At 59.3% G+C, this 20,356-nt stretch carries 17 protein-coding genes; 5 read left to right on the top strand and 12 right to left on the bottom strand.

The genetic code is table 11. The features are described from left to right. Positions 1-57 precede the first annotated feature (57 nt). The 6 genes from H8F21_RS04115 to ligD are packed head-to-tail and all read right to left on the bottom strand — an operon-like array spanning position 58 to position 5,878. Positions 58-723 carry a glycosyltransferase family 2 protein gene (locus tag H8F21_RS04115; RefSeq protein WP_203482240.1) on the bottom strand — a complete coding sequence of 222 codons (666 nt, stop codon included), beginning with the start codon at positions 721-723 and terminating at the stop codon, positions 58-60. After that, positions 720-1,319, bottom strand: a complete 600-nt coding sequence (locus H8F21_RS04110) for an SAM-dependent methyltransferase (protein WP_203482238.1) — start codon at positions 1,317-1,319, stop codon at positions 720-722. The genes H8F21_RS04115 and H8F21_RS04110 overlap by 4 nt, the downstream gene beginning before the upstream one ends. Further along, entirely contained in the window at positions 1,316-2,080 is a 765-nt protein-coding gene (locus tag H8F21_RS04105; protein ID WP_203482236.1) for a PIG-L deacetylase family protein, read from the bottom strand. The genes H8F21_RS04110 and H8F21_RS04105 overlap by 4 nt, the downstream gene beginning before the upstream one ends. Then, a complete protein-coding gene (locus tag H8F21_RS04100; protein ID WP_203482234.1) occupies positions 2,077-3,099 on the bottom strand; it encodes an acyl-CoA dehydrogenase family protein in 1,023 nt (340 codons plus the stop codon). The genes H8F21_RS04105 and H8F21_RS04100 overlap by 4 nt, the downstream gene beginning before the upstream one ends. Continuing rightward, a complete protein-coding gene (locus H8F21_RS04095; protein ID WP_408004402.1) occupies positions 3,099-3,368 on the bottom strand; it encodes a hypothetical protein in 270 nt (89 codons plus the stop codon). The genes H8F21_RS04100 and H8F21_RS04095 overlap by 1 nt, the downstream gene beginning before the upstream one ends. Then, the gene (gene ligD / locus H8F21_RS04090) at positions 3,368-5,878 is read right to left on the bottom strand and encodes a DNA ligase D (RefSeq protein WP_203584071.1); all 2,511 of its coding nucleotides are present in this window, start codon (positions 5,876-5,878) and stop codon (positions 3,368-3,370) included. The genes H8F21_RS04095 and ligD overlap by 1 nt, the downstream gene beginning before the upstream one ends. Positions 5,879-6,055: 177 nt before the next feature. On the opposite strand from ligD, the gene yghX reads away from it, so the two are divergent. From yghX to H8F21_RS04075, 3 genes are all read left to right on the top strand, one after another. After that, a complete protein-coding gene (gene yghX / locus H8F21_RS04085) occupies positions 6,056-6,943 on the top strand; it encodes a YghX family hydrolase (RefSeq protein ID WP_203479367.1) in 888 nt (295 codons plus the stop codon). A gap of 215 nt (positions 6,944-7,158) precedes the next feature. Then, a complete protein-coding gene (locus H8F21_RS04080; protein WP_203479366.1) occupies positions 7,159-7,914 on the top strand; it encodes an SDR family oxidoreductase in 756 nt (251 codons plus the stop codon). A 22-nt stretch (positions 7,915-7,936) separates the two neighbouring features. After that, the gene (locus tag H8F21_RS04075; RefSeq protein WP_203479377.1) at positions 7,937-8,347 is read left to right on the top strand and encodes a cupin domain-containing protein; all 411 of its coding nucleotides are present in this window, start codon (positions 7,937-7,939) and stop codon (positions 8,345-8,347) included. Positions 8,348-8,409: 62 nt separating this feature from the next. On the opposite strand, the gene H8F21_RS04070 is transcribed toward H8F21_RS04075, so the two are convergent. The 4 genes from H8F21_RS04070 to H8F21_RS04055 all read right to left on the bottom strand — a co-directional run bounded on the left by H8F21_RS04070 (position 8,410) and on the right by H8F21_RS04055 (position 11,548). After that, the gene (locus H8F21_RS04070) at positions 8,410-9,177 is read right to left on the bottom strand and encodes an SDR family oxidoreductase (protein ID WP_203479365.1); all 768 of its coding nucleotides are present in this window, start codon (positions 9,175-9,177) and stop codon (positions 8,410-8,412) included. Positions 9,178-9,199: 22 nt separating this feature from the next. Further along, on the bottom strand, positions 9,200-10,267 hold the full coding sequence (locus H8F21_RS04065) for a phosphotransferase family protein (protein WP_203479364.1): 1,068 nt from the start codon (positions 10,265-10,267) through the stop codon (positions 9,200-9,202). A 195-nt stretch (positions 10,268-10,462) separates the two neighbouring features. After that, complete coding sequence (locus tag H8F21_RS04060; RefSeq protein ID WP_136475832.1) at positions 10,463-10,780, bottom strand: SCP2 sterol-binding domain-containing protein; 318 nt, start codon at positions 10,778-10,780, stop codon at positions 10,463-10,465. A 57-nt stretch (positions 10,781-10,837) separates the two neighbouring features. After that, a complete protein-coding gene (locus H8F21_RS04055) occupies positions 10,838-11,548 on the bottom strand; it encodes a histidine phosphatase family protein (protein ID WP_203479363.1) in 711 nt (236 codons plus the stop codon). Between the two features lie 197 nt (positions 11,549-11,745). On the opposite strand from H8F21_RS04055, the gene sohB reads away from it, so the two are divergent. Together sohB and H8F21_RS04045 are read left to right on the top strand one after the other, a co-directional pair. Then, complete coding sequence (sohB, locus tag H8F21_RS04050) at positions 11,746-12,762, top strand: protease SohB (protein ID WP_203479362.1); 1,017 nt, start codon at positions 11,746-11,748, stop codon at positions 12,760-12,762. A 71-nt stretch (positions 12,763-12,833) separates the two neighbouring features. Then, positions 12,834-18,020 carry an NEL-type E3 ubiquitin ligase domain-containing protein gene (locus tag H8F21_RS04045; RefSeq protein WP_203584070.1) on the top strand — a complete coding sequence of 1,729 codons (5,187 nt, stop codon included), beginning with the start codon at positions 12,834-12,836 and terminating at the stop codon, positions 18,018-18,020. A gap of 73 nt (positions 18,021-18,093) precedes the next feature. On the opposite strand, the gene H8F21_RS04040 is transcribed toward H8F21_RS04045, so the two are convergent. Both H8F21_RS04040 and H8F21_RS04035 read right to left on the bottom strand, forming a co-directional pair. Beyond that, positions 18,094-18,588 carry a DUF934 domain-containing protein gene (locus H8F21_RS04040; protein ID WP_203479360.1) on the bottom strand — a complete coding sequence of 165 codons (495 nt, stop codon included), beginning with the start codon at positions 18,586-18,588 and terminating at the stop codon, positions 18,094-18,096. After that, positions 18,572-20,224 carry a nitrite/sulfite reductase gene (locus H8F21_RS04035; protein ID WP_203479359.1) on the bottom strand — a complete coding sequence of 551 codons (1,653 nt, stop codon included), beginning with the start codon at positions 20,222-20,224 and terminating at the stop codon, positions 18,572-18,574. Before H8F21_RS04035 ends, H8F21_RS04040 begins: the two co-directional genes overlap by 17 nt. Between the last annotated feature and the right edge of the window lie 132 nt (positions 20,225-20,356).

Here is a 20,356-nt window from a genome sequence, read left to right as displayed (position 1 = left end):
CGCCAGCGCAGCACGCCATTGGTGTCGGTGAACACTGTTTCTTAAATGTCTGGCTGGCTACACCGCAGGCGCATTGCCCAGGCTGTTGAGAAAGTCGCCAAAGCCACCACGGACCTTGCAATCACGTCGGCTGCTGGTCGCCACACTGTTACGGGCGGTCCAGACGATGTGGGCGCCGCTCTGTTGCAGGTCGCTGACCAGTTGCACGTCTTCATCGAGTGCCATAGCTTGAAAGCCGCCCACTCGTTGGTAGGCGCGAGCGCAGATACCGAGGTTGGCGCCGTGGATGTGGCGGTGACCCTCGCGCGCCTGATAGTGGGCCAGATAGCGCTCGCGCAGCAGCATGTCCTGGTGCGGTTGCCAGGTGTCGACATGTACGGTGCCGCACACAGCGTCGGCGGAAAATGCCAACTGACACAGCAGCCAGTGCGCGGGCACGCAGCTGTCGGCATCGGTGAAGGACAGCCAGCGGGCGCCTCTCTCTAGCATCAATGCTGCGCCCGCGCGGCGGGCGTGACCAACATTGCGCGCAGTCACCTTGAGACTTTCTACGCCATGGCGGAGCACGATGGTTTCACTGGCGTCGCTGCAATCGTCCAGCACCACCAGTATTTGTACCGGCTCTCCCAGCGCCGAAACCGCCCGGGCGGCCTGGGTCAGCGCCTGTAGACAGGCCCCGAGCAGTTGTTCTTCGTTATGGGCGGGAACGATCACGGCAATCATTGGCAAGGCTCGTCGAGGTCGATGATGTGGGGGGTTACGCACCAGAGTTCGAGTAGAAAGTCTGCCTCTTCATGGCGCAACTGACGGTGCAGGGTCAGGTGTTCGGCCAGCGGCTCATGCGCCTGCCGGCCGGTTTGAGGACAGCCCTCGATTGGGTGTAGCCAGTGGCACAGCAACAGGACGCCATCGCTGCTCAAGCTCGCCCGCGCTCGCTGCAATACTTCCAGCCACTGATGCGAATCGAGGTAGTAGCCGATCTCGCTAAGTACGATGAGATCGAACTCACCACTCGGCCAGTCCTCAGGCAGGCAGCCTTTGCTTACATGTGCATTGCGCCATGGGCGCAAGCGTTCGCTCGCCAAGTGGACGGCGGTGCTATCAAGGTCCTGGCACAGCAGGCTTGTCGTGCGCTCGGCCAATGCGGCACTGAGTTCACCATTGGCGCATGCCGGTTCGAATATTCGTCGGTAATGCTGGCGTGGCAGACTCGCGAGCAGCACCTCGCGTTTGCGCTTCTCGTACCAGCGGGTGCGGAATGCCCATGGGTCATCGTTGCCGGCAAATAATTGTTCGAAGTAGCTCGCAGGTACGCTCATGTGAACACCAGTTCAAAAGGTTGCAGAAGACGCGCTAAAGCCTCGCTATCCAAAATGGGGGGATGTTCGCCATCTGCTTGCAGTTGGCTGGTGTGAGCGGCGATAGCCTGGCGCTTGAGCGCCAGCACGGCCGGGTCGAGAAACAGCTTTTGTGCGCGCTGCCAGGGCAGGCGTGGGTCGTTTGGTCGCGCCCAGTGCCAGGCCCAGATCGGCATTTCAATCAACTGCGCCCCCACGTGTTCGCAAGCCCTGGCACATGCCCGTCCCACCGCTTCGTGATCGCAGTGGCCATCAAGGCGCCAGGTGGTCAGCACCCGATCGCCAGGGCGCAACAGCTGAACCAGCCGTTGGGCCAGGCCCCGTTCATGGTTGGCTACAGCGCTGTCTGCCAGGCCCAGGCGCAGCCAGGTCAGGTTTTCCATGACCAACCCGAGGCGTCGCAGCGCTTCGGCGCTTTCTCGGGGACGCTGCTGGCGCAAGCGTTCGCTGGTCCAGTGTCGGGAGCGCGGGTGACTGGCTTCGCCATCGCTGACCGATACCACTACCAGGTCATGTTCCCGACCACGCAGGCCCGCCAGCACGCCACCACAACCCAATACTTCGTCATCCGGGTGGGGCGCAACCACTACCAGCCGCGAGCCGACAGGAACCAGTTGGTCGAGATGGATGGCCGGGACCGCCTGAAGGGTAGGCGAGGCTTGCCATTGTGACAGCGGGGTCCCGGGTGCCTGGATCGGGTTTTCGGGGGGACGCAGCGTCATAGTTGCCATCCTCCGTCGCCATCGTTGCCCAGTTGCCGACCTAATTCGGCAAGGTCGCGTTCGGCATGACTTTGGCGCATGAACACCGGGAGATCGGCGCTCAAGCGAGCAAAGTGACTGTCGCGACAGAACGGCGTGGCGCCTAGCGCGCGACCGACGTGATGCAGCACAGCGGCCGCGGCTGACTCGACCTGGGCGCGCAGACGCCGCACCTCACGCTCGGCATTGCTGCCAGGGTGGCTGTCGATCCAGTGCGCGGTTTCTCGCAGCGCCGCCCGTGCGCCCACGAGCGCGGCGTCGACTGCGCCCAGGTGAGCCAGGGCGTGAGGATCTTCACGGCTGTTACAATGCTCCAGCAAGAATCCGCCAAGGGCCTGGGCGGCACCGTACCAGCAGGCTGCAATACCGCCACCGCCGTGCCAGAAACCCGGGCGTGAAAGGTACTGGCCGCTGCTGCCAACCCTATGCGCCGGGGTGTCGGTGAACTCCACATCGACACTGGCAGTGTTGGCCATGCCTACCGCGTGCCAACCCTCGTTGAAGATCCTCAATGAAGGTTGATTCAAATCTACTGCCACCAGGTAAGGTCGTTGCTGTTCGTCCCAAGCTGTTAGCAGCGCACGATCTATCTGCAGCGCCCCGGAGCACCACGCCTTGCGGCCATGCAAACGCACTTCGTTGCCGCTGCGCTCGCTGATTCGCACGCGCGCCGTTGGCGGCTCGGCAGCCCAGACACCCCAGGCGCCGGAGGTGTCCAGATAACTGGCGCCGCACTCGTGAATGATTGCCAGCGCGTCGGTGTGCCCTTCGAACAATTTGGCCAGGCCCAGGTCGGCGCCAGCAACCTGGGCCAGGATTTGCCAGCGTTGCAGGGTGCGGCCTTGGCCCGGCAGGGGCAGTTGGTCCAGGCCATTATCGCGGCATTGCTGCAGGCAGTGCTGCAGTTGCCGGTCAATGCTCAAGGCCTGCGGCCGCTGGGCAAACTGCTGCAGAAAAGCGGCAGGGACAGGTGCGTTCATCACGTCGACTCCCGTGCAGTTTGGTGGTTGTCTGCGCTGTTCTTTTTCAGCCCACGCAGGTTCATTGCGCAAAGACAAAACTGCAGCACGATCAGCGCCCAGGCCTGGGTATGCCAGCCCCAGATTGCCCATAACAGGTTGCTGGCAATGAAACAGGCAAAACCGACTCGACGCCGACGTGGCTGCCGGGAACCGATCCACCAGGCGGCGAGCACTGTCGCCAGCATTGCCGGCCATTGCAGCCAGTCGATCACATCCAGGTCGGCCATCAATCAAGTCCTATGCGACGGCGCACGTCTTTACTGATCGATTGACGGACCTGGTCATAGCCGGCCCAAGGGTCTGAGCCTTCTGCCAGGCGTTCGCCGAGGTTAAGCAGATTCCACTGATTGGCGCCTTTGAGTTCGGTCAGTTCACCACGGGCAATGGGCACGGACACCGGCAAACCTTCGCGCGCGCGGATCGAATAGGCGCACACGGTAGTAGCGCCTTTGCTGTTGCGCAGGTAGTCGATGAAGATCCGGCCGACGCGATTTTTTGGCCCGGACACTGCCGACAGCCGTTCCGGGAACAGCCCGGCCAAGTGCTGGACGATGGCCTGGCTGAAGCTTTTCACCGCGTCCCAGCCGGCACGGCGAGTCAACGGCACGACGATGTGCATACCCTTGCCGCCACTGGTTTTCAAAAATGATTGCAGGCCCAGTTCATCAAGCAGCGCCAGGGTCAATTGGGTGGCTTCAAGCATGGCTTTCCACGGCAGGGCCGGGTCTGGGTCCAGATCGAGCACGAAGCGGTCAGGCTTGTCGAAGTTCTTTGCCGTAGCGTTCCAGGTATGCAATTCGAGGGTGTTCATCTGCACCGCCCCAAGCAGCGTTTGCGCCTTGTCGATGATCATCAGCGCTTGGCCGGCTTCGGCCTTGTCGTGGCTTTCCAGGTCGGGAATGTTCAATTGCGCGGCGTTTTTCTGGAAAAACAGCTCACCGGACAAACCCTCCGGGGCGCGCACCAGCGCCACCGGCCGGCGCTGCAGATGCGGCAGCATCCAGGGCGCTACCTGCGCGTAGTACTCCGCCACCTGGCGCTTGGTAATACCCGTGCTGGCATCGATGATGCGCTCAGGATGGGTGAGGTGCAGGGTGCCGGGTAGGGCTGGGTGTTTCGACGGGTGTTTCGACGGTTTTTTCACAGGTTGCTCCAGGGCAATGTCGCGCGCTGGTTTGTCATCGCGCAGGCCATGGAACACCGAATGGCGGACCACGCCGTCGCGGGTCATTTGCGCGAAGGCTACTTCGGCCAATAGCTGTGGCTTGAGCCAGTGCACGCCCCTGGCCTCGGCGCCGGTGGGCGCCCTGACAAATTGCGCCTTGCTGGTGTGCAGCGGCACCAGGCGCTGGTGAATATGGGTGAGGGTCTGACTGTTGAAACCGGTGCCGACTTTACCGGCGTAGCGCAGTTCGCCGCTGTCGGCATCGTGCAGGGCCAGCAGCAGGGCACCGAAGGCCTGGCGTGAACCTTTCGGATCGGTGTAACCGACAATCACGAACTCTTGGCGCTGCTTGCATTTGAGTTTGATCCAGTCGCTGCTGCGGCGGCTCATGTACGTGCTGCCCAGGCGTTTGCCAATCAGGCCTTCGATCTCCATCTTGCAGGCGCTGTCGAGTAGCGATTGCACCGGTTCGGTAAAGGCGGCGCTAAAGCGCAGGCGCTGTTCGTCGGCATCTTCCAGTGCTGCGGCAAGCGCCGCTCGGCGTTGCTCCAATGGGCATTGGCGCAGGTCCATGCCATTGAGAAATGGTGCATCGAACAAGTAGTAGATGATCTGCTCGTCTTGAGCGTCGTCAAAGGCATTTTGCAAGGCTTGAAAGTCGGCAATACCTTCAGCGTTGTTCACCACCATTTCGCCATCGAGCCAGGCTGATTGCAGCCCGAGCTTGGCCAGGGCCTTGGCTTGCCTGGGCAGTTTGCGGGTCCAGTCGTGGCCGTTACGGGTAAACAGGTGCACCTCGTCGCCGTCGATACGGGCGAGGATTCGGTAGCCGTCGAATTTCACCTCGTAGCACCAGTCACCCTGCGGGGGGGACTCAACCAGCGTCGCCAATTGAGGTTTGAGTTCAGCCGGCAGGGCGCTTACCTTCGCGGCTGTGAGTACTGTGTTCGCAGGCTTGGTCTGTGTCTTTTTTCGGGTTCTGGTCTTGGTGACTGGCTTGGGCGTGCGATCGATCAGGGTGCGCTCACTGAGCACACTGTCCGGTTCGGCGGCGAGAATGTCATAGTCTGCTTGCGAGCGTGCCTGGGCGTCGTTGGACTTGACCAGCAGCCACTGCTCTTTCTTGCCGGCCAGGTGAGTGCGAAAAAGATTCCAGATGCCCGAGAGCTTTTCGCCTTGCAGACGAAAGCGCAGCTTGCCTTTGGCATAGGCCTTGTGCGGATCCTCTTGCGGGATCCACACCCCGCGATCCCAGACGATGACATCCCCGGCGCCATAGTGGCCTTCGGGGATACTGCCCTCGAAGTCGGCATAGTCCAGCGGATGGTCTTCGACGTGTACCGCCAGGCGCCGGACCTTGGGGTCCAGCGACGGACCCTTGGGGATCGCCCAGCTTTTCAGGGTGCCGTCAAGCTCCAGGCGAAAGTCGTAATGCAGATGGCTGGCATCGTGTTTTTGAATGCAGTACTGCAAGGCATGCGCAGGCTTTTTACTCGCAGTACGCTTGCCGGCGGGTTCCGGGGTGGCGTCGAAATTACGCTTGCGCGCGTACTCCTGCAGCGGTTTGGCCATGTCGGTGTCCTGCGACTTTTGTGCATTCACATAGCATTGGGAAAGGCCGCGGGGATGGGAGTTCAATCGGCGTGCACCGGCAAGGTCAATGCTGAGGCAAATCCGCCAGGCGCCACCGTGGCGTCGCTCTGCTTTAATCAGTCAGACCTTTGTTGCCGTCTCACGGAGTACGCGCCCATGGAACGTCTAAGTGCCAAAGACTTTGCCCCGGAACTGCTGGAACTCTACGACTTTTACGCCCATGGCCAAATCAACCGTCGTGAGTTCCTTGATCGTGCCGCGGCCTTTACCCTGGCCGGGATGACAGCCAGTGCGCTGCTGGCATCCTTGAGTCCCGACTATGCGCTGGCCGATCAGGTTTCTTTCACCGACCCGCAGATCGTCGCCGAGTACGTCAGCTACCCGTCGCCCAACGGTCATGGCCAGGTGCGTGGCTATCTGGTGCGTCCCGCCAATGCCGAGGGCAAGGTGCCCGGCGTTGTGGTGGTGCATGAGAATCGTGGCTTGAACCCTTATATCGAAGACGTCGCCAGGCGTTTGGCCAAGGCCGGCTTCGTTGCCCTGGCACCTGACGGCCTGAGCTCGGTGGGTGGCTATCCGGGGAATGACGACAAAGGACGCGAGTTACAGGCCAAGGTCGACCCGCAAAAGCTCATGAACGACTTCTTCGCGGCTGTCGACTGGTTGATCAATAACGACAGCACCACCGGCAAGGTCGGCATTACCGGCTTTTGCTATGGCGGTGGCGTGGCGAACGCGGCGGCCGTGGCGTATCCGGAGTTGGGTGCGGCCGTGCCGTTCTACGGCCGTCAAGCCGATGCCAAGGACGTACCGAAAATCAAAGCGCCGTTGCTCCTGCATTATGGTGAACTCGATACTCGCATCAATGAGGGATGGCCGGCTTATGAGCAAGCCTTGAAGGCAGCCGGCAAGACCTATGAAGCGTATTTTTATCCCGGCGCCAATCACGGCTTTCACAACGACACCACCCCGCGTTATGACGAAGCAGCAGCCAATCTGGCGTGGGAGCGTACGCTGGCGTGGTTCCGGCGCTACCTGGCTTAGCGGCCAGGACTGCTCCATACACATCTGGAAATGGCGCCCCGGCTCGGGGTCTGTGCCCCTGAGCAACCGCTGATCTGCAGCGGCGCCATGCATTTTGATCATGACATAGACTAATCCGTTGCAATGCAACCGCAGAGCAGGCCGAAATCCGCCCGATGTTGCAGTCTTCCGTAGGCGTATGACCCGCTCATCGCCCCTTTTCGGGAGACTCAGTCATGAAAATCGTCGTGATCGGTGGTACGGGCCTGATCGGTGCACAGCTGTGTGCGATCTTGCGAACCAAGGGCCACAAAGTGCTAGCCGCCTCGCCAAGCACCGGGGTCAATGCCCTGACCGCAGAGGGATTGGAGCAGGCATTGGAAGGCGCGGCGGTGGTCGTTGATGTAGCGAACTCGCCGTCCTTTGAAGACGCTGCGGCGCTGGCATTCTTCGAAACCAGTGGGCGCAATCTGTTTGCCGCCGAGAAGGCCTGTGGGGTTGGCCATCACATTGCGCTTTCGGTAGTGGGCACTGAGCGCATGCTCGAAAGCGGCTACTTTCGCGCCAAGATGGCGCAGGAGCACCTGATCAAGCAATCGGGAGAGCCCTATACCATTTTGCGTGCCACCCAGTTTTACGAATTCATGGGCGCCATTGCCTATTCAGGCATCGATGGCAATCGTGTGTGCCTGACCACCGCTGCGTTGCAGCCGGTCGCTTCAGCCGATGTCGCGCAGGCGCTGGCTGACCTTGTCGAGCAGGCGCCAGGCAACCGCACGGTGGAGGTCGCCGGCCCTGAGCGCAAACCGTTGGTGGAGTTTGTGCGCAGCTACCTGGAACACAACCACGATTCTCGTGAAGTGATCGCCGACCCGCAGGCTACCTACTTCGGGGCGCCGATCGATGATCGCTCATTGACCCCGGAGGACGGCGCTCGAATCGGTGCCATCCGCTTCCAGTCATGGCTTCAGCGTGTGCCTGTTCAAGGCTGAAAAAGGCGTCGAGGAGATCAACATGCGCACCCGCTATCTGTTTGGCTTTTTTACCTTGGCGTGCACTACACCTGTTCACGCCCAGTCTCCGAGTGTAAACGCACCGCCGCCCGATGTTACGCCAGTAATGACCCAGGCGTTGCCTGAGTATCCTGGCAAGGAGGTGCTGATTCTGGAGGTGCAATATCCTCCTGGAGGTGCTGACCCGGTACACCGCCATGATGCCCACGGCTTTGTTTATGTGCTCGAAGGCTCGGTGGTGATGGGAGTAAAGGGCGGGAAGGAGGTGACTTTAGTGCCTGGCCAGAGCTTTTATGAAGGACCGCAGGATGTGCACACCGTCGGTCGCAACGCGAGCCAGGAGAAACCGGCCAAATTTGTGGTGTTCCTGCTCAAAGATGCCGATAAGCCAGCGCTGTTGCCTGCGCAGTGAAGCAGTGGGGCAGTTGCTGGCGCACCGGCACGCAGCAACTGCTCGGTGAAACCACCTGGCGATCAGGACAGGAAGCCACCGTCCACATTCAGCGCTACGCCTGTGGTGTAGCTTGAGGCATCGCTGGCCAGGTACAGCACGGCACCTGCCATTTCTTTCGGATCGGCGACGCGCTTGAGCGGGATTTGCTGCAGGGCAGTGTTGAGGATGGCGTCGTTCTTGACCAGTGCCGAGGCGAACTTGGTGTCGGTCAGGCCCGGCAGCAAGGCGTTGCAGCGAATACCGAAGGGCGCGCACTCTTTGGCGAACACCTTGGTCATGTTGATCACCGCCGCCTTGGTTACCGAGTAGATGCCCTGGAATACCCCAGGCGACACACCATTGATCGACGCGACGTTGATGATGCTGCCGCCGCCGTTCTTACGCATCAATTTGCCAGCCTCGACCGACATGAAGAAATACCCGCGAATGTTCACATCGACGGTTTTCTGAAAGGCGCCAAGATCAGTGTCCAGCACGTTGCAGAATTGCGGGTTGGTTGCAGCGTTGTTGACCAGAATATCCAAGCGACCGAACTGCTCGCCAATTGCGCCGAACACAGCGTTGATCTGTTCCATTTCACCAATATGGCAAGCCACCGCAGTGGCTTTGCCCCCAGCCGCCACGATGGCATCGGCGACTTGCTGGCAGCCGTCGAGCTTGCGGCTGGAAACAATCACATGGGCGCCTTGTTGCGCCAGCAGGTGGGCAATCGCTTCGCCGATGCCACGACTGGCGCCGGAAACAAATGCAATCTTGCCGTCGAGGTCGAACAGTTGGGTCTTGGACATGGTGTTTTCCTTGTTGTAGTCGTCAAAGGCTGGACTTGGCAATGACCTGCAGGCTCATGTGTTCCAGTAACGTGTTCATATGGATGAACTGGGCAAAGCGCTTGTCCTGGGTCTGGCCATGGAAGTAGCGGAAGTAGATCTGTTGAACGATGCCGGCAAGTCGGAACAGGCCATAGGTGTAGTAGAAGTCGTAGTTGTCGATGCTGATTCCGGCGCGCTGGGCGTAGTAGTCGACGAACTGCTGGCGGGTAAGCATGCCTGGCGCGTTGCTCGGCTGGCGTCGCATCAGTTGCACAGGTGCCGGATCATCGGCTTCGATCCAGTAAGCCAGGGTGTTGCCCAGGTCCATCAAGGGGTCGCCGAGGGTGGTCATTTCCCAGTCGAGCACACCAATGATGCGCATAGGGTTTTCGGCGTCGAGAATGACGTTATCGAAGCGGTAGTCGTTATGCACGATGGCAGGCTGGGGGTGATCGGCCGGCATCTTCTCGCGCAGCCAGGCGATGACTTTTTCCCAACGCGGCGCATCCGGGGTCAGGGCCTTCTCGTAACGGCTGCTCCAGCCTTCGATCTGGCGTTGCACGTAGCCTTCGGGCTTGCCCAGATCGCCCAGGCCGCAAGCGTTGTAGTCCACCTGATGGAGTTCGACCAGACGATCGATGAAGCTCTTGCACAGCATTGCGCTGCGCTCGGCATCAAGGCCCAGCTCCGGCGGCAGGTCTGAGCGCAGGATGATGCCCTTGACCCGATCCATGACGTAGAACTCGCCACCAATCAAGGCTTCGTCGGTGCAGTGCACGTAGGCTTTAGGGCAGTAGGGAAAACCGCTGTTGAGTTGATTGAGGATGCGAAATTCGCGGCCCATGTCATGGGCCGATTTGGCCTTGTGGCCGAACGGCGGGCGGCGCAGGACGAACTCACGCTCGGGGTATTGCACCAGGTAGGTAAGGTTCGAGGCGCCGCCGGGAAACTGGCTGACCTGCGGGGTGCCGGTCAAACCTGCAATGTGGGCCTTCAGATAAGGGTCGATGATTGCAGCATCGAGTTCTTCGCCGGGGCGGACCTGGGTGGACTGGTCGGTGAGCGTCATACTTTTCCCTTATGATTGAAGCCAGTGACTATTGGCTAATCTAATTCTCGCGACAGACCTGGACAAGTCTGGCGCGGCCTTATAGGTCAGCGTGTTGCTGGTCGATCAACGCCCCTGATGGCGGCGGTGAAACCATCAGGCGAAAAAAAACCGAAGCCGTTCAAGGCTTCGGTTTGCTTGGCATCAGCGCAGGGCTCAGGCTGGGAACAGCTCGCTCAGTTTCATCGACAGCATCATGTCGCCTTCGACGCGCAGCTTGCCGCCCATGAACGCTTGCATGCCATCGGTTTCACCGCTGACGATGTCCTTGAGGGTTTCACTGTCCAGCACCAGGGTGCAGTTGGCATCGGCATTTTCGCCTTCCTGGATTTCGCAGGTGCCATCCTTGACGATCAGGGCGTAGTGCTTGTCTTCGTCGGTGATGTTGAAACCGAACACCAGGTCAAGACCGGCAGCAGCGGCTGGGTTGAACTTGGCTTTCATCGCTTCGACGGCTTTTGCTACATCGCTCATGGTGCGTTCCTTATTAAGTGATTACGGCAACCGGTAAAGATTGCCACGGGCCGGCGCTCAACGGTAGGTAATGAGCTCCGGCACCTTCAACAACTGCACATGGGCTTGGTTATTGAAGGAAGCCAGGGCCACCTCGCTGCCACGAAACTTCAATTGGCTGAGCGAGGTGTTGATGATCTGCCAGTTCAGCTCGAAAGCCTGGCTGGCAGTAATACGGATAACCCGGTGGAGCAGGGCGGTGATGGTGCCGCCAGAGGTGAAAATTGCAATGTTGTCGCCGTGGCTGGCCTGACTCAGTACGCGCTGCAGGCCGGCCTCGACACGCTGGACGAACACTTGCCAGGACTCACAGCCTTCGCACGCATGTTCGCCACCGTGCCAGCGCTGGATCAGCAGCGCAAACAAGCGCTGGAACTCTCTGCGATTCTGCGCACCGTTGCGCAGAATGTGGCGGGCTTCAGGTTCGTCCGGCAACAGGCCCGGCAGCAGGCTGCGAATGACCGCGTCAGCGTCGAATTCATTGAAGGCACCGTCGGTTTCCAGCTGGGGTACCTGAACGCCGCTATCGTGCATGCTTTGCAGGGTCAGGCGAGCGGTGTCCTGTTGACGGCGCAAGTTACCCGCCAGGCAGCGATCAAGGCGTACACCCAACTGGGCCAGATGCTGACCCAGCGCTTCGCTCTGGCGCATGCCCACGGGGGAGAGGACGTCATAGTCGTCTGCACCGAATGAGGCCTGGCCATGTCGAATAAGGTAAATACTGCCCACGTCGTACGCCTGCGGTAAGAATGAGCCCGAGGTTAGGTTGCCTCCGGCAGGCTGTCAACGAAAAAACATACAAGCGTTTGAAAAGAGCGTTTGAACTGCGTTGCTGGACGTTTCCTACGCTGGTAGGGGCAAGGCGGCGCCGGTATGCTTGACTATCGGTTCGCGCCGTTCGGGCGCTGGCATGTTAAGGAGTTACTGTGGAGTTTCTTGCAGAGTACGCAAGCTTTCTCGCCAAGACCGCGACCTTGGTGATCGCGATTCTTATTGTCCTCTCGGCGATTGCCGGGCTGCGCGGCAAAGGCCGGCGCAAAGCGGGCGGGCAATTGCAGGTCAACAAGCTCAACGAGTTCTACAAGGACTTGCGGGATCGCCTGGAAAGCAGCCTGTTGGATAAAGCCCAGCTCAAGGCGCTGCGCAAGCAGCAGGCCAAGGCGCAAAAGCAGCAGAAGAAAACACCGGAAGATAAACCGCGGGTGTTCGTGCTCGATTTTGATGGCGATATCAAGGCATCGGCCACCGAAAGCCTGCGTCATGAAATCACCGCCGTGCTCAGCCTCGCCACCCCGCGCGACGAAGTGGTGCTGCGCCTGGAAAGCGGCGGCGGCATGGTTCACAGTTACGGTCTGGCCTCTTCGCAGTTGGCGCGCATTCGCCAGGCAGGCGTTCCGTTGACGATATGTATCGACAAGGTCGCTGCCAGCGGCGGCTACATGATGGCGTGCATTGGGGACAAGATCATCAGCGCCCCGTTTGCCATCCTCGGCTCGATCGGGGTGGTCGCGCAGCTACCCAACGTCAACCGTTTGTTAAAAAAACACGACGTGGATTTTGAGGTGTTTACGGCGGGTGAATACAAACGTACGGTGACAGTGTTCGGTGAAAATACCGAAAAGGGCCGGGAGAAGTTCCAGGAAGATCTGGACGTTACCCACCAACTGTTCAAGGACTTTGTATCGCGCTATCGCCCGCAGTTGCACATTGACGATGTGGCCACCGGCGAAGTCTGGCTGGGTGTGGCTGCGCTCAATAAGCAACTTGTCGACGAGCTCAAAACCAGTGATGAATACCTGGGTGAGCGTGCTCGGGATTCGAATCTCTACCATCTGCATTATGCCGAGCGTAAAAGCCTGCAAGAGCGGGTAGGCCTGGCTGCGAGTGGTTCGATCGAAAACACCCTGCTCGGGCTGTGGAGCAAGCTTGGGCAATGGCGCTGAGCAATATGTAACGCCAATGCATGCATACTTTGGCTTTTCCTGTGGTGCCACTCTCCACAGGAAAAGCCAACATGCTCAACTCCCCAAGTGCTTCTATTTCAGGTCTCCATGACCGCTTTCTGAAAGAGCGTTTGCCTGACTGGCTCAAGCACGCTACGCCTACCGATCTGAAGCGCTGGCGCAACGGTCTGCTTCCCGCCCAATTTACCTCGAACGGTCCAGCCTTGTGGTTCACACAGGCAAGTGAGGCGGAACGTAGGGCGCTGCTCAACGCGCAAAAACTTGCCCGAACCTCCAGCCAGGCCCTGGCCCTTGCACTTAAAAACCTCCAGCCGTTGAGTGCTTTCGCTGAGCCTTTGCTGGTGGACAAACTGACGGCTGAGTTGGACGAGGTGTTTGATGTAAACACCACGCAGTTGGTGGAGATCCACTACGAGGCTGTCCTGCTCGGTTCCATGCTTCGACTCAAGCCGCGCCGACAAACCCTTTTACAGGCCGCCTTGCAGAACTTTGCCGCTGATACCGAGTTTGAAAAAGGCAGTGCATTGGCACCCCAAGGAGCCTTCGAACTGGAACTGAAGCCCGACTCCACAGGTGCCAAGCCTGAATTCCATTACCGTTACACCAGTAAGCTGAAAACCGAGCCTGAGTTATTTGCCAAGTGGTGCCATGAGCTGGATCTGGGGGGCAAATATCAAGCGCATCTGAGCGAGGTGTTCGAGTCTGCGGCGACTGCCGAAGCAGTGCGAACTCTGTCGATGAATGCCTACAAGGATAATTTGCGTCTACTGGCCCAGACGGCGTTCATGAAGGGCGAGATTACGTCCTCGGCGCGACAGATGTTCAACGAATTGCTCGAAGGAAATCAGGCAGCGCTTTTCCATGGAAAACCTGTCAGCTGTCAAACCCTGACGATGTATCAATCGTCCTTGGGTGGTGTGTTGACGTTCAGTGCCAATCGTATTACCAGCAATCGCCAAGAGCCTATTGTCGTGTATTTCCCAGGTGCACCCTTGTACCCGCTCAAGGAGTACGCTTCGGTGAGGGCGCTCAAGCAAGACCTTCGGATAAACCTGCTTTCACCGACCTATCGACAGTTGTTTCGCAGCTTCGTACCTAAGCATGAGCAAGCCCGTTTCTTCAAATTGCTCGACGAAAAACTGCTCGACAATAGCGCAGAGCTCGACCCAGGCGCCAACCTTCACCTGCGGGATGAGGTGATCGAAGGTGAGCTGTTTGGCTATGTCCAGGACCAGCAACTGGCGCGCCTCAAGGCCAGCGCCCTTGAACTGGCTGTGCCCAGTGCGCAGGTCGATGAGGAGGCCAGAAACAAACGCTTGGCATACTGGGAAAGCATTGGCTTCAACGCGCTCAATGCCGCTGCGTTCATTGTGCCGGGTCTGGGTGGAGTAATGGCTGTTGTCGCCGGCTATCAGCTGCTAAACGAGGTCGTCGATGGCGCTCATGCTTGGGAGGCGGGTGATATCGATGAAGCGGTAGCCCATTTCGAGTCGGTTGCATTGAACCTTTCATTGGCGATAGCAGGGGGTGTTGCCGGCAGCTCAGGCAGGCTGATAAACGCGAGTGAGCGTGTGGATGGGTTGCTGCGCGTTACGCTGCCGGGAGGGGAGGTGCGTTTGTGGAAGCCTGACCTTGAGCCCTACGCTCGCGACATAGTGTTGACGGGTAATGCTGCCGATGCCGAGGGTGTCCATCATCTTGCCGGCAAGCAATACATACGCATCGATGAGCGGGTGTTCGAAGTGTCCAAGGACGCAGAGGGCCAATGGTCGATACGTCACCCTGAAGATGATCAAGCCTATCAGCCCGCACTCAAGCACAACGGTGAGGGCGCCTGGCAGGCGGTTGGCGAGCAACCCTTGCTATGGTCCCATGAGCAACTGCTCAAACGTATCGGTTTTGCTGTGCATGGCTTGACTGAGGAAGAGCTTGAACAGGCGGTGAAAATCAGCGGCGTTAATGATGATGTACTACGCCGTATGCATCAGGATCACTTGAAGGTTGCGCCGCTGCTCAAGGAAGCCTTGCGTCGTTATCAGATCGATCGCCGGGTAAGCAAGCTGATCAAATGTCTACAGGAGGGGGCGCCCAATGCGGAAGGGTTGGGGTTGGAGCCAACCCTGACTCAGGACTTGACGCGCTGGCCACAGCGAGTGTTTGAAGTCTATGACGAGACCAACTTGAATCGCCAGCCCATACGCTACGGGGTGCACCGCTGGCCCAGCGGGCGCATCATTCGATTATCAGTGCAGGAAATCTTTGCCAACAAACTGGCCGAAAAAGTACTCGCAGACCTGACTGAAAGCGAAGCCCTGGACCTGTTCGGCTCAAGTGTCGAAACCGACAAGCGCCTGGAAGTACTGCGCGCCAGGGTGGCCGAGCGAGCGACAGCGCGCCGTGGCGAAATTTTCAAGGTGATGTATGAGCATGGCGGGCAGTCGCATTCCCCTGAGCAGCTGCGCCTTATACGCGACTTCCCAGCGCTGACCGATGCCGCTGCCCTGGAAATAGCACACGCTGCTGACGCTGCCGAGCTTAAGCAGTTGCAGGCAAATGAAGGTCGCGTCCCGATGCGCCTGGCTGAAGAGGCGCGTATCTATCAACGCCAGATTGTCCTGGGTCGAGCGATACAAGGTTTGCATCGCCCAACGCTGGCCAGCTTAGACAGCGACCGGCTGGCATTGGGCTTATTGGGCACGTTGCCAGGCTGGTCCGATACGGTACGTGTGGAAATGCGTGAGAACGGCTTGTCTGGTCGCTTGCTGGCCAGCGTAGGCAGCGCCGGGGGCGAACTCAAGTCGTTGGTGCGTCAAGAGCGGCTTTTTAGCGTGTTTGATGCCCAGGGGTTGGAGCTGGCCAGAGGCGAAGAGATTGGCGCTTCATTACTCAAGGCCTTACCCGACAGTGAGCGCCAAGCCATGGGCCTGGAAGTAAATGATAGCCACAGACTGTGTCAGGCCTTGTATGCGCAGGCAATCGGCGACCAGGCGGTGGCGGCAAAATTGCTTGGTCAGCAATCGATAAAACCTTGGTTTCGAGCACCTATGCGCCTTGCCGATGGCCGCGTCGGTTATCCCCTTGGCGGAACCGTAGGTAGTCTGGCAGTCAGCGCCAAGCTCCAGGCGCTGTATCCAGAGTTGACCGCTGGCGAGCTTGAGGCGATGAAAGCGCGGCTGTTGGTCGAGAATCAGACCTTGGGCGATGCTCTGTTCAAGTTGGACGCCGAGCGTACAGCACTGAACCAAACGCTTGCGCAGTGGGTCCGGGCGGGCACTAGCGACTTTCAGCGCAGTGCGCGCATGCGGCTAAGAGAGCGGCTGGTAAACGCCTGGCATCGAAAAGGCAGGCGCCGCCGCGCAGATCTGATTCTCGATGAACCGGACGCCGGTGCGCTGCCTGTTCTATCGGCGCGCTACGAACATATTCGCAGGTTGATCGTGCAACCTATGCACCAACAACAGCTCCCGGACGGCTTCTTGCGCTGTTTCCCCAAGCTTCAGGTGTTGTCGTTGACGGGCAACCCGCTTGGCGCCATTCCTGCGGATGTCGCTGCATTGACCGAATTGCGACATTTGACTGTGACTGAGGCCAGGTTGGAAAGCAATGACGGCATGTTCGAGGTGTTCAAGTCTTTACTCAGGCTGCAAACGCTGGAACTGCAGAACAATCATCTGGAGAGTATGCCCGTCTTGGCAGCGCAAGCCTTGGCAGCATTGCCGGTGCTGGGGAGGTTGAACCTGAGTGGCAACGCGATGGCCCTGAGCAGTGCAGCATTAGAGGTACTGAGTGCATTACCTCTGCGTGTTCTGGACTTGAGCAACACTGAGCTGGTGCTCGACGAAGTCAGCGTCCACGCTTTCGCGAGTTTTACCCACCTGCAGCGCTTGAATTTGAACGGTAACCCGCTGGGCCGCGTGGTGGAGCTGTCAGGTTTGTCGCACCTGCAGCATCTGAACCTCAGCAATTGTCAGTTGACTGAGTGGCCAGAGGGACTGACCACGCTGATGAATCAGGACCCCTATGCGTTGCGTACGATTGACTTGAGCCGCAACCAGTTGACGCAAATTCCCGATCTGTCAGGGACTCATTTTGGTGCTGGCCTGGCACGCAACGCTGATGGTCTGCACGAGCTGGATGTGTATTTCAATCCGCTCAATGCACAGAGCATCGCGCATTTGAGCACTGTTGTAGCGGCGTTTCACCCGGAGGTGGAAGTGCGCGTGCAGCCAGGGTTTTCCTGGGTGGAGGGAGCAAGCCAAAGCCAGCGTGACCTGTGGCATGAGCTGTTTCAGGGGCAGCGGCACCGGGCGCTGAACGATGTGCTTTCCCGACTTGCCTTGTCCAGTGAGTTCGAGCGCAACGCCGCCGACCTGCGTGCCCGGGTCTGGTCGATGCTGCAACTGGCCTCTGAACACACTCAGCTCAGGGAGGATCTGGTCGATATCGCTGGGGCGTTCCCTGTTACGTGCGGCGATGCCGGAGCCGACGCCTTCAGCGCCTTGGAAATTGCGGTGCTGGTATTTCAGCGCAGTCTCGAGGCCAATACCGGCGAGCGGGCAGGGGAGTTGCTCAAACTGTACGCCCAGCTGTTTCGCCGTCATGAGGTTGAGCGTATGGCCGATGCGCTGTCGCTGGCGCGTACGTTGCGACGCCAGGCGCTGGTGGCCGAAAGCACACTCCCGGCATTGGATCCGCTGGATGATATCAGCGATACCTTACTGCGTCGCCAAGGTGTCGATGACATCGAGATACGGCTGGCGCTGCGCCAGGCGCTGGCTGGGGAACTGGACTATCCGGAGCCTTCGAACGGCATGCTTTTTCAGGCCACTGCCAACGTCTCGCCACAGATGATCACAAGGGTCGCGGTGGCCGTCAGGTTGCGCGATACGGTTGCCAATTGCCAGGCGTGGATGGTGGATGAAAGCAGTTGGCAGCGTTACCTCAAACAGCGCTATGGCGATCAGTTTGATCAGGTGTCGACGGTCTGGGCTGAAGGATTGGAATACTTGGGTTACTGCGATGAATCATCCACGGAGGTGCCAGACTCGCTCGATAGTGAGGTGCTGGCGGTGCTGCGCACAGTGCTCGAGGGAGAACCCCTGGATGAGGGGGGTACCTTGCGCCGACTTGACATCGGCGTTGGGTATCTAGCAGCTGTCGATACCTTGGCTAGCGCCCGTAACCGTGCCGAGGAAGCTCTGATCAAGCGATTGACTCAGGCGTTGTATGCGTCGTAACAAACCGATGGTGTAAAAAGTGGGAGCGAATTCATTCGTACATGAACTCGCTCCCACCGATCAGCGCCGAGGCTTAACGGCGACGGAACAACGGTTGCGGTTCGTCAGTGGAAGCCTGGTAGGTCACCGAGAAGTCCTTGAGGCTTTCCAGTGCTTCTACCGGGTCCTTGTCGGCACGCAGGGCGAAGGCGTCGAAGCCGCAGCGCTTCATGTAGAACAATTGGTCGCGCAGCACATCGCCAATGGCGCGCAGCTCGCCGGTGAACTTGTAGCGATCACGAAGCAGGCGCGCATTGGAGTAGTTGCGCCCGTCAGTGAACGCCGGAAAGTTCAGTGCGATGACCTGGAAGTTGTCGACGAACTCGCCGATTTCCTCGGCCTCTTCGTCCGCGTCCAGCCATACACCCAGGCCGCCATCACGGGCTTTGAGGGCATGGCCGTGATCACGCCACAGCTGCAGCGGCACAATGTAGTCGTCGCAATTGGTCAGCTCGTCAAAATTGGCGTCCTTGGGCAGCAGGTGCCAGGTTTCATCGACGATCTCGTTGTTTTTAATTATTCGCTGCATAGACGCGCTCCTTGAAAGGGTCGATGCCAATACGTTGGTAGGTGTCGATGAAGCGCTCGTCTTCGGTACGTTTTTCAACGTAGACGTCGATCAGCTTCTCGATCACATCTGCCATGGCGTCCTGGGCGAAAGACGGGCCGAGAATCTTGCCCAGGCTGGCGTCGCGGCTGGCGCTGCCACCGAGGGAGACCTGATAGAACTCTTCACCTTTCTTGTCCACCCCAAGAATGCCGATGTGGCCGACGTGGTGGTGACCACAGGCGTTCATGCAGCCAGAGATGTTCAGGTCCAGTTCGCCGATATCGAACAGATAGTCCAGGTCGTCGAAGCGGCGCTGGATGGACTCGGCAATCGGAATCGACTTCGCGTTGGCCAGGGAGCAGAAGTCACCCCCGGGGCAGCAGATGATGTCGGTCAGCAGACCTATGTTCGGTGTGGCGAAGCCACCTTCACGCAATTCCAGCCACAGGGCGTGCAGTTGGCTCTGCTCGACATCGGCAAGAATGATGTTCTGCTCGTGGGAGGTGCGCAATTGACCGAAGCTGTAGCGATCGGCCAGATCGGCAACCGCATCGAGCTGCTTGTCGGTCAGGTCGCCAGGCGCTACACCGGTGGGCTTGAGCGACAAGGTCACGGCAACGTAGCCCGGCTTCTTGTGCGCCAGCACGTTGCGAGTGCGCCAGCGCGCAAAGCCTGGGTTCTGCTGTTCGAGTTCGCTGAAGTCGAGGTTGTCGAGCAGCTTGTAGTCCGGGTCGACGAAGTGCTTGGCCACACGGTGCACTTCGGCTTCGGTCAGCGTGGTGCTGCCGCCGCGCAGGTGAACCATTTCGGCATCGACTTTCTCGGCAAAGACTTCAGGGGTCAGTGCTTTGACCAGGATCTTGATCCGCGCCTTGTACTTGTTGTCGCGACGGCCGTAGCGGTTGTAGACCCGCAGGATCGCATCCAAGTAGCTGAGCAGGTCCTGCCAGGGCAGGAACTCGTTGATGAAGGCGCCAACTACCGGGGTACGGCCCAGGCCGCCACCGACCAATACGCGGAAGCCCAGCTCACCGGCAGCGTTGTACACCGGCTCCAGGCCGATGTCGTGCACTTCGATGGCGGCGCGGTCGCTGCTCGAGCCGTTGATCGCGATTTTGAATTTGCGCGGCAGGTAGGCGAACTCGGGGTGGAACGTGGTCCATTGACGGACGATTTCACACCATGGGCGTGGATCGATCACTTCGTCGGCGGCGACACCAGCAAACTGGTCGGTGGTGACGTTGCGCAGGCAGTTGCCGCTGGTCTGGATCGCGTGCATCTGCACGGTAGCCAGTTCGGCCAGAATTTCCGGGATGTCTTCCAGGGCTGGCCAGTTGTACTGCACGTTCTGCCGGGTGCTGATGTGGGCATAGCCCTTGTCGTAGTCGCGCGCGATTTTCGCCAGCATCCGAGTTTGTCGCGACGTCAGTTGGCCATAAGGCACGGCGACCCGCAACATCGGGGCAAAACGTTGAATATAGAGGCCATTTTGCAGGCGCAATGGGCGGAACTCTTCTTCGCTCAGCTCTCCGGCCAGGTAGCGGCGGGTCTGATCACGGAACTGCTTGACGCGGTCCTCGATGATCCGCTGATCGTACTCGTCATATACGTACATAGGGGTCCTGTTCTCAAGCTGCTTGCAGCTAATCGCGCGCACGGCCGCGCACTCCCAAAGCGGAGCGGGAGGAACGATAGCAGTTTGCGGTTATACGCAAAAGTGATGTTTTAGCATATGAAAAGAACCATT

It is taken from the genome of Pseudomonas arcuscaelestis (assembly GCF_016881005.1).
GTDB classification, from domain to species: domain Bacteria; phylum Pseudomonadota; class Gammaproteobacteria; order Pseudomonadales; family Pseudomonadaceae; genus Aquipseudomonas; species Aquipseudomonas arcuscaelestis.
The sequence above is the reverse complement of the archived record's forward strand: the minus strand, read 5'-3'. Positions and strand labels throughout refer to the sequence as shown.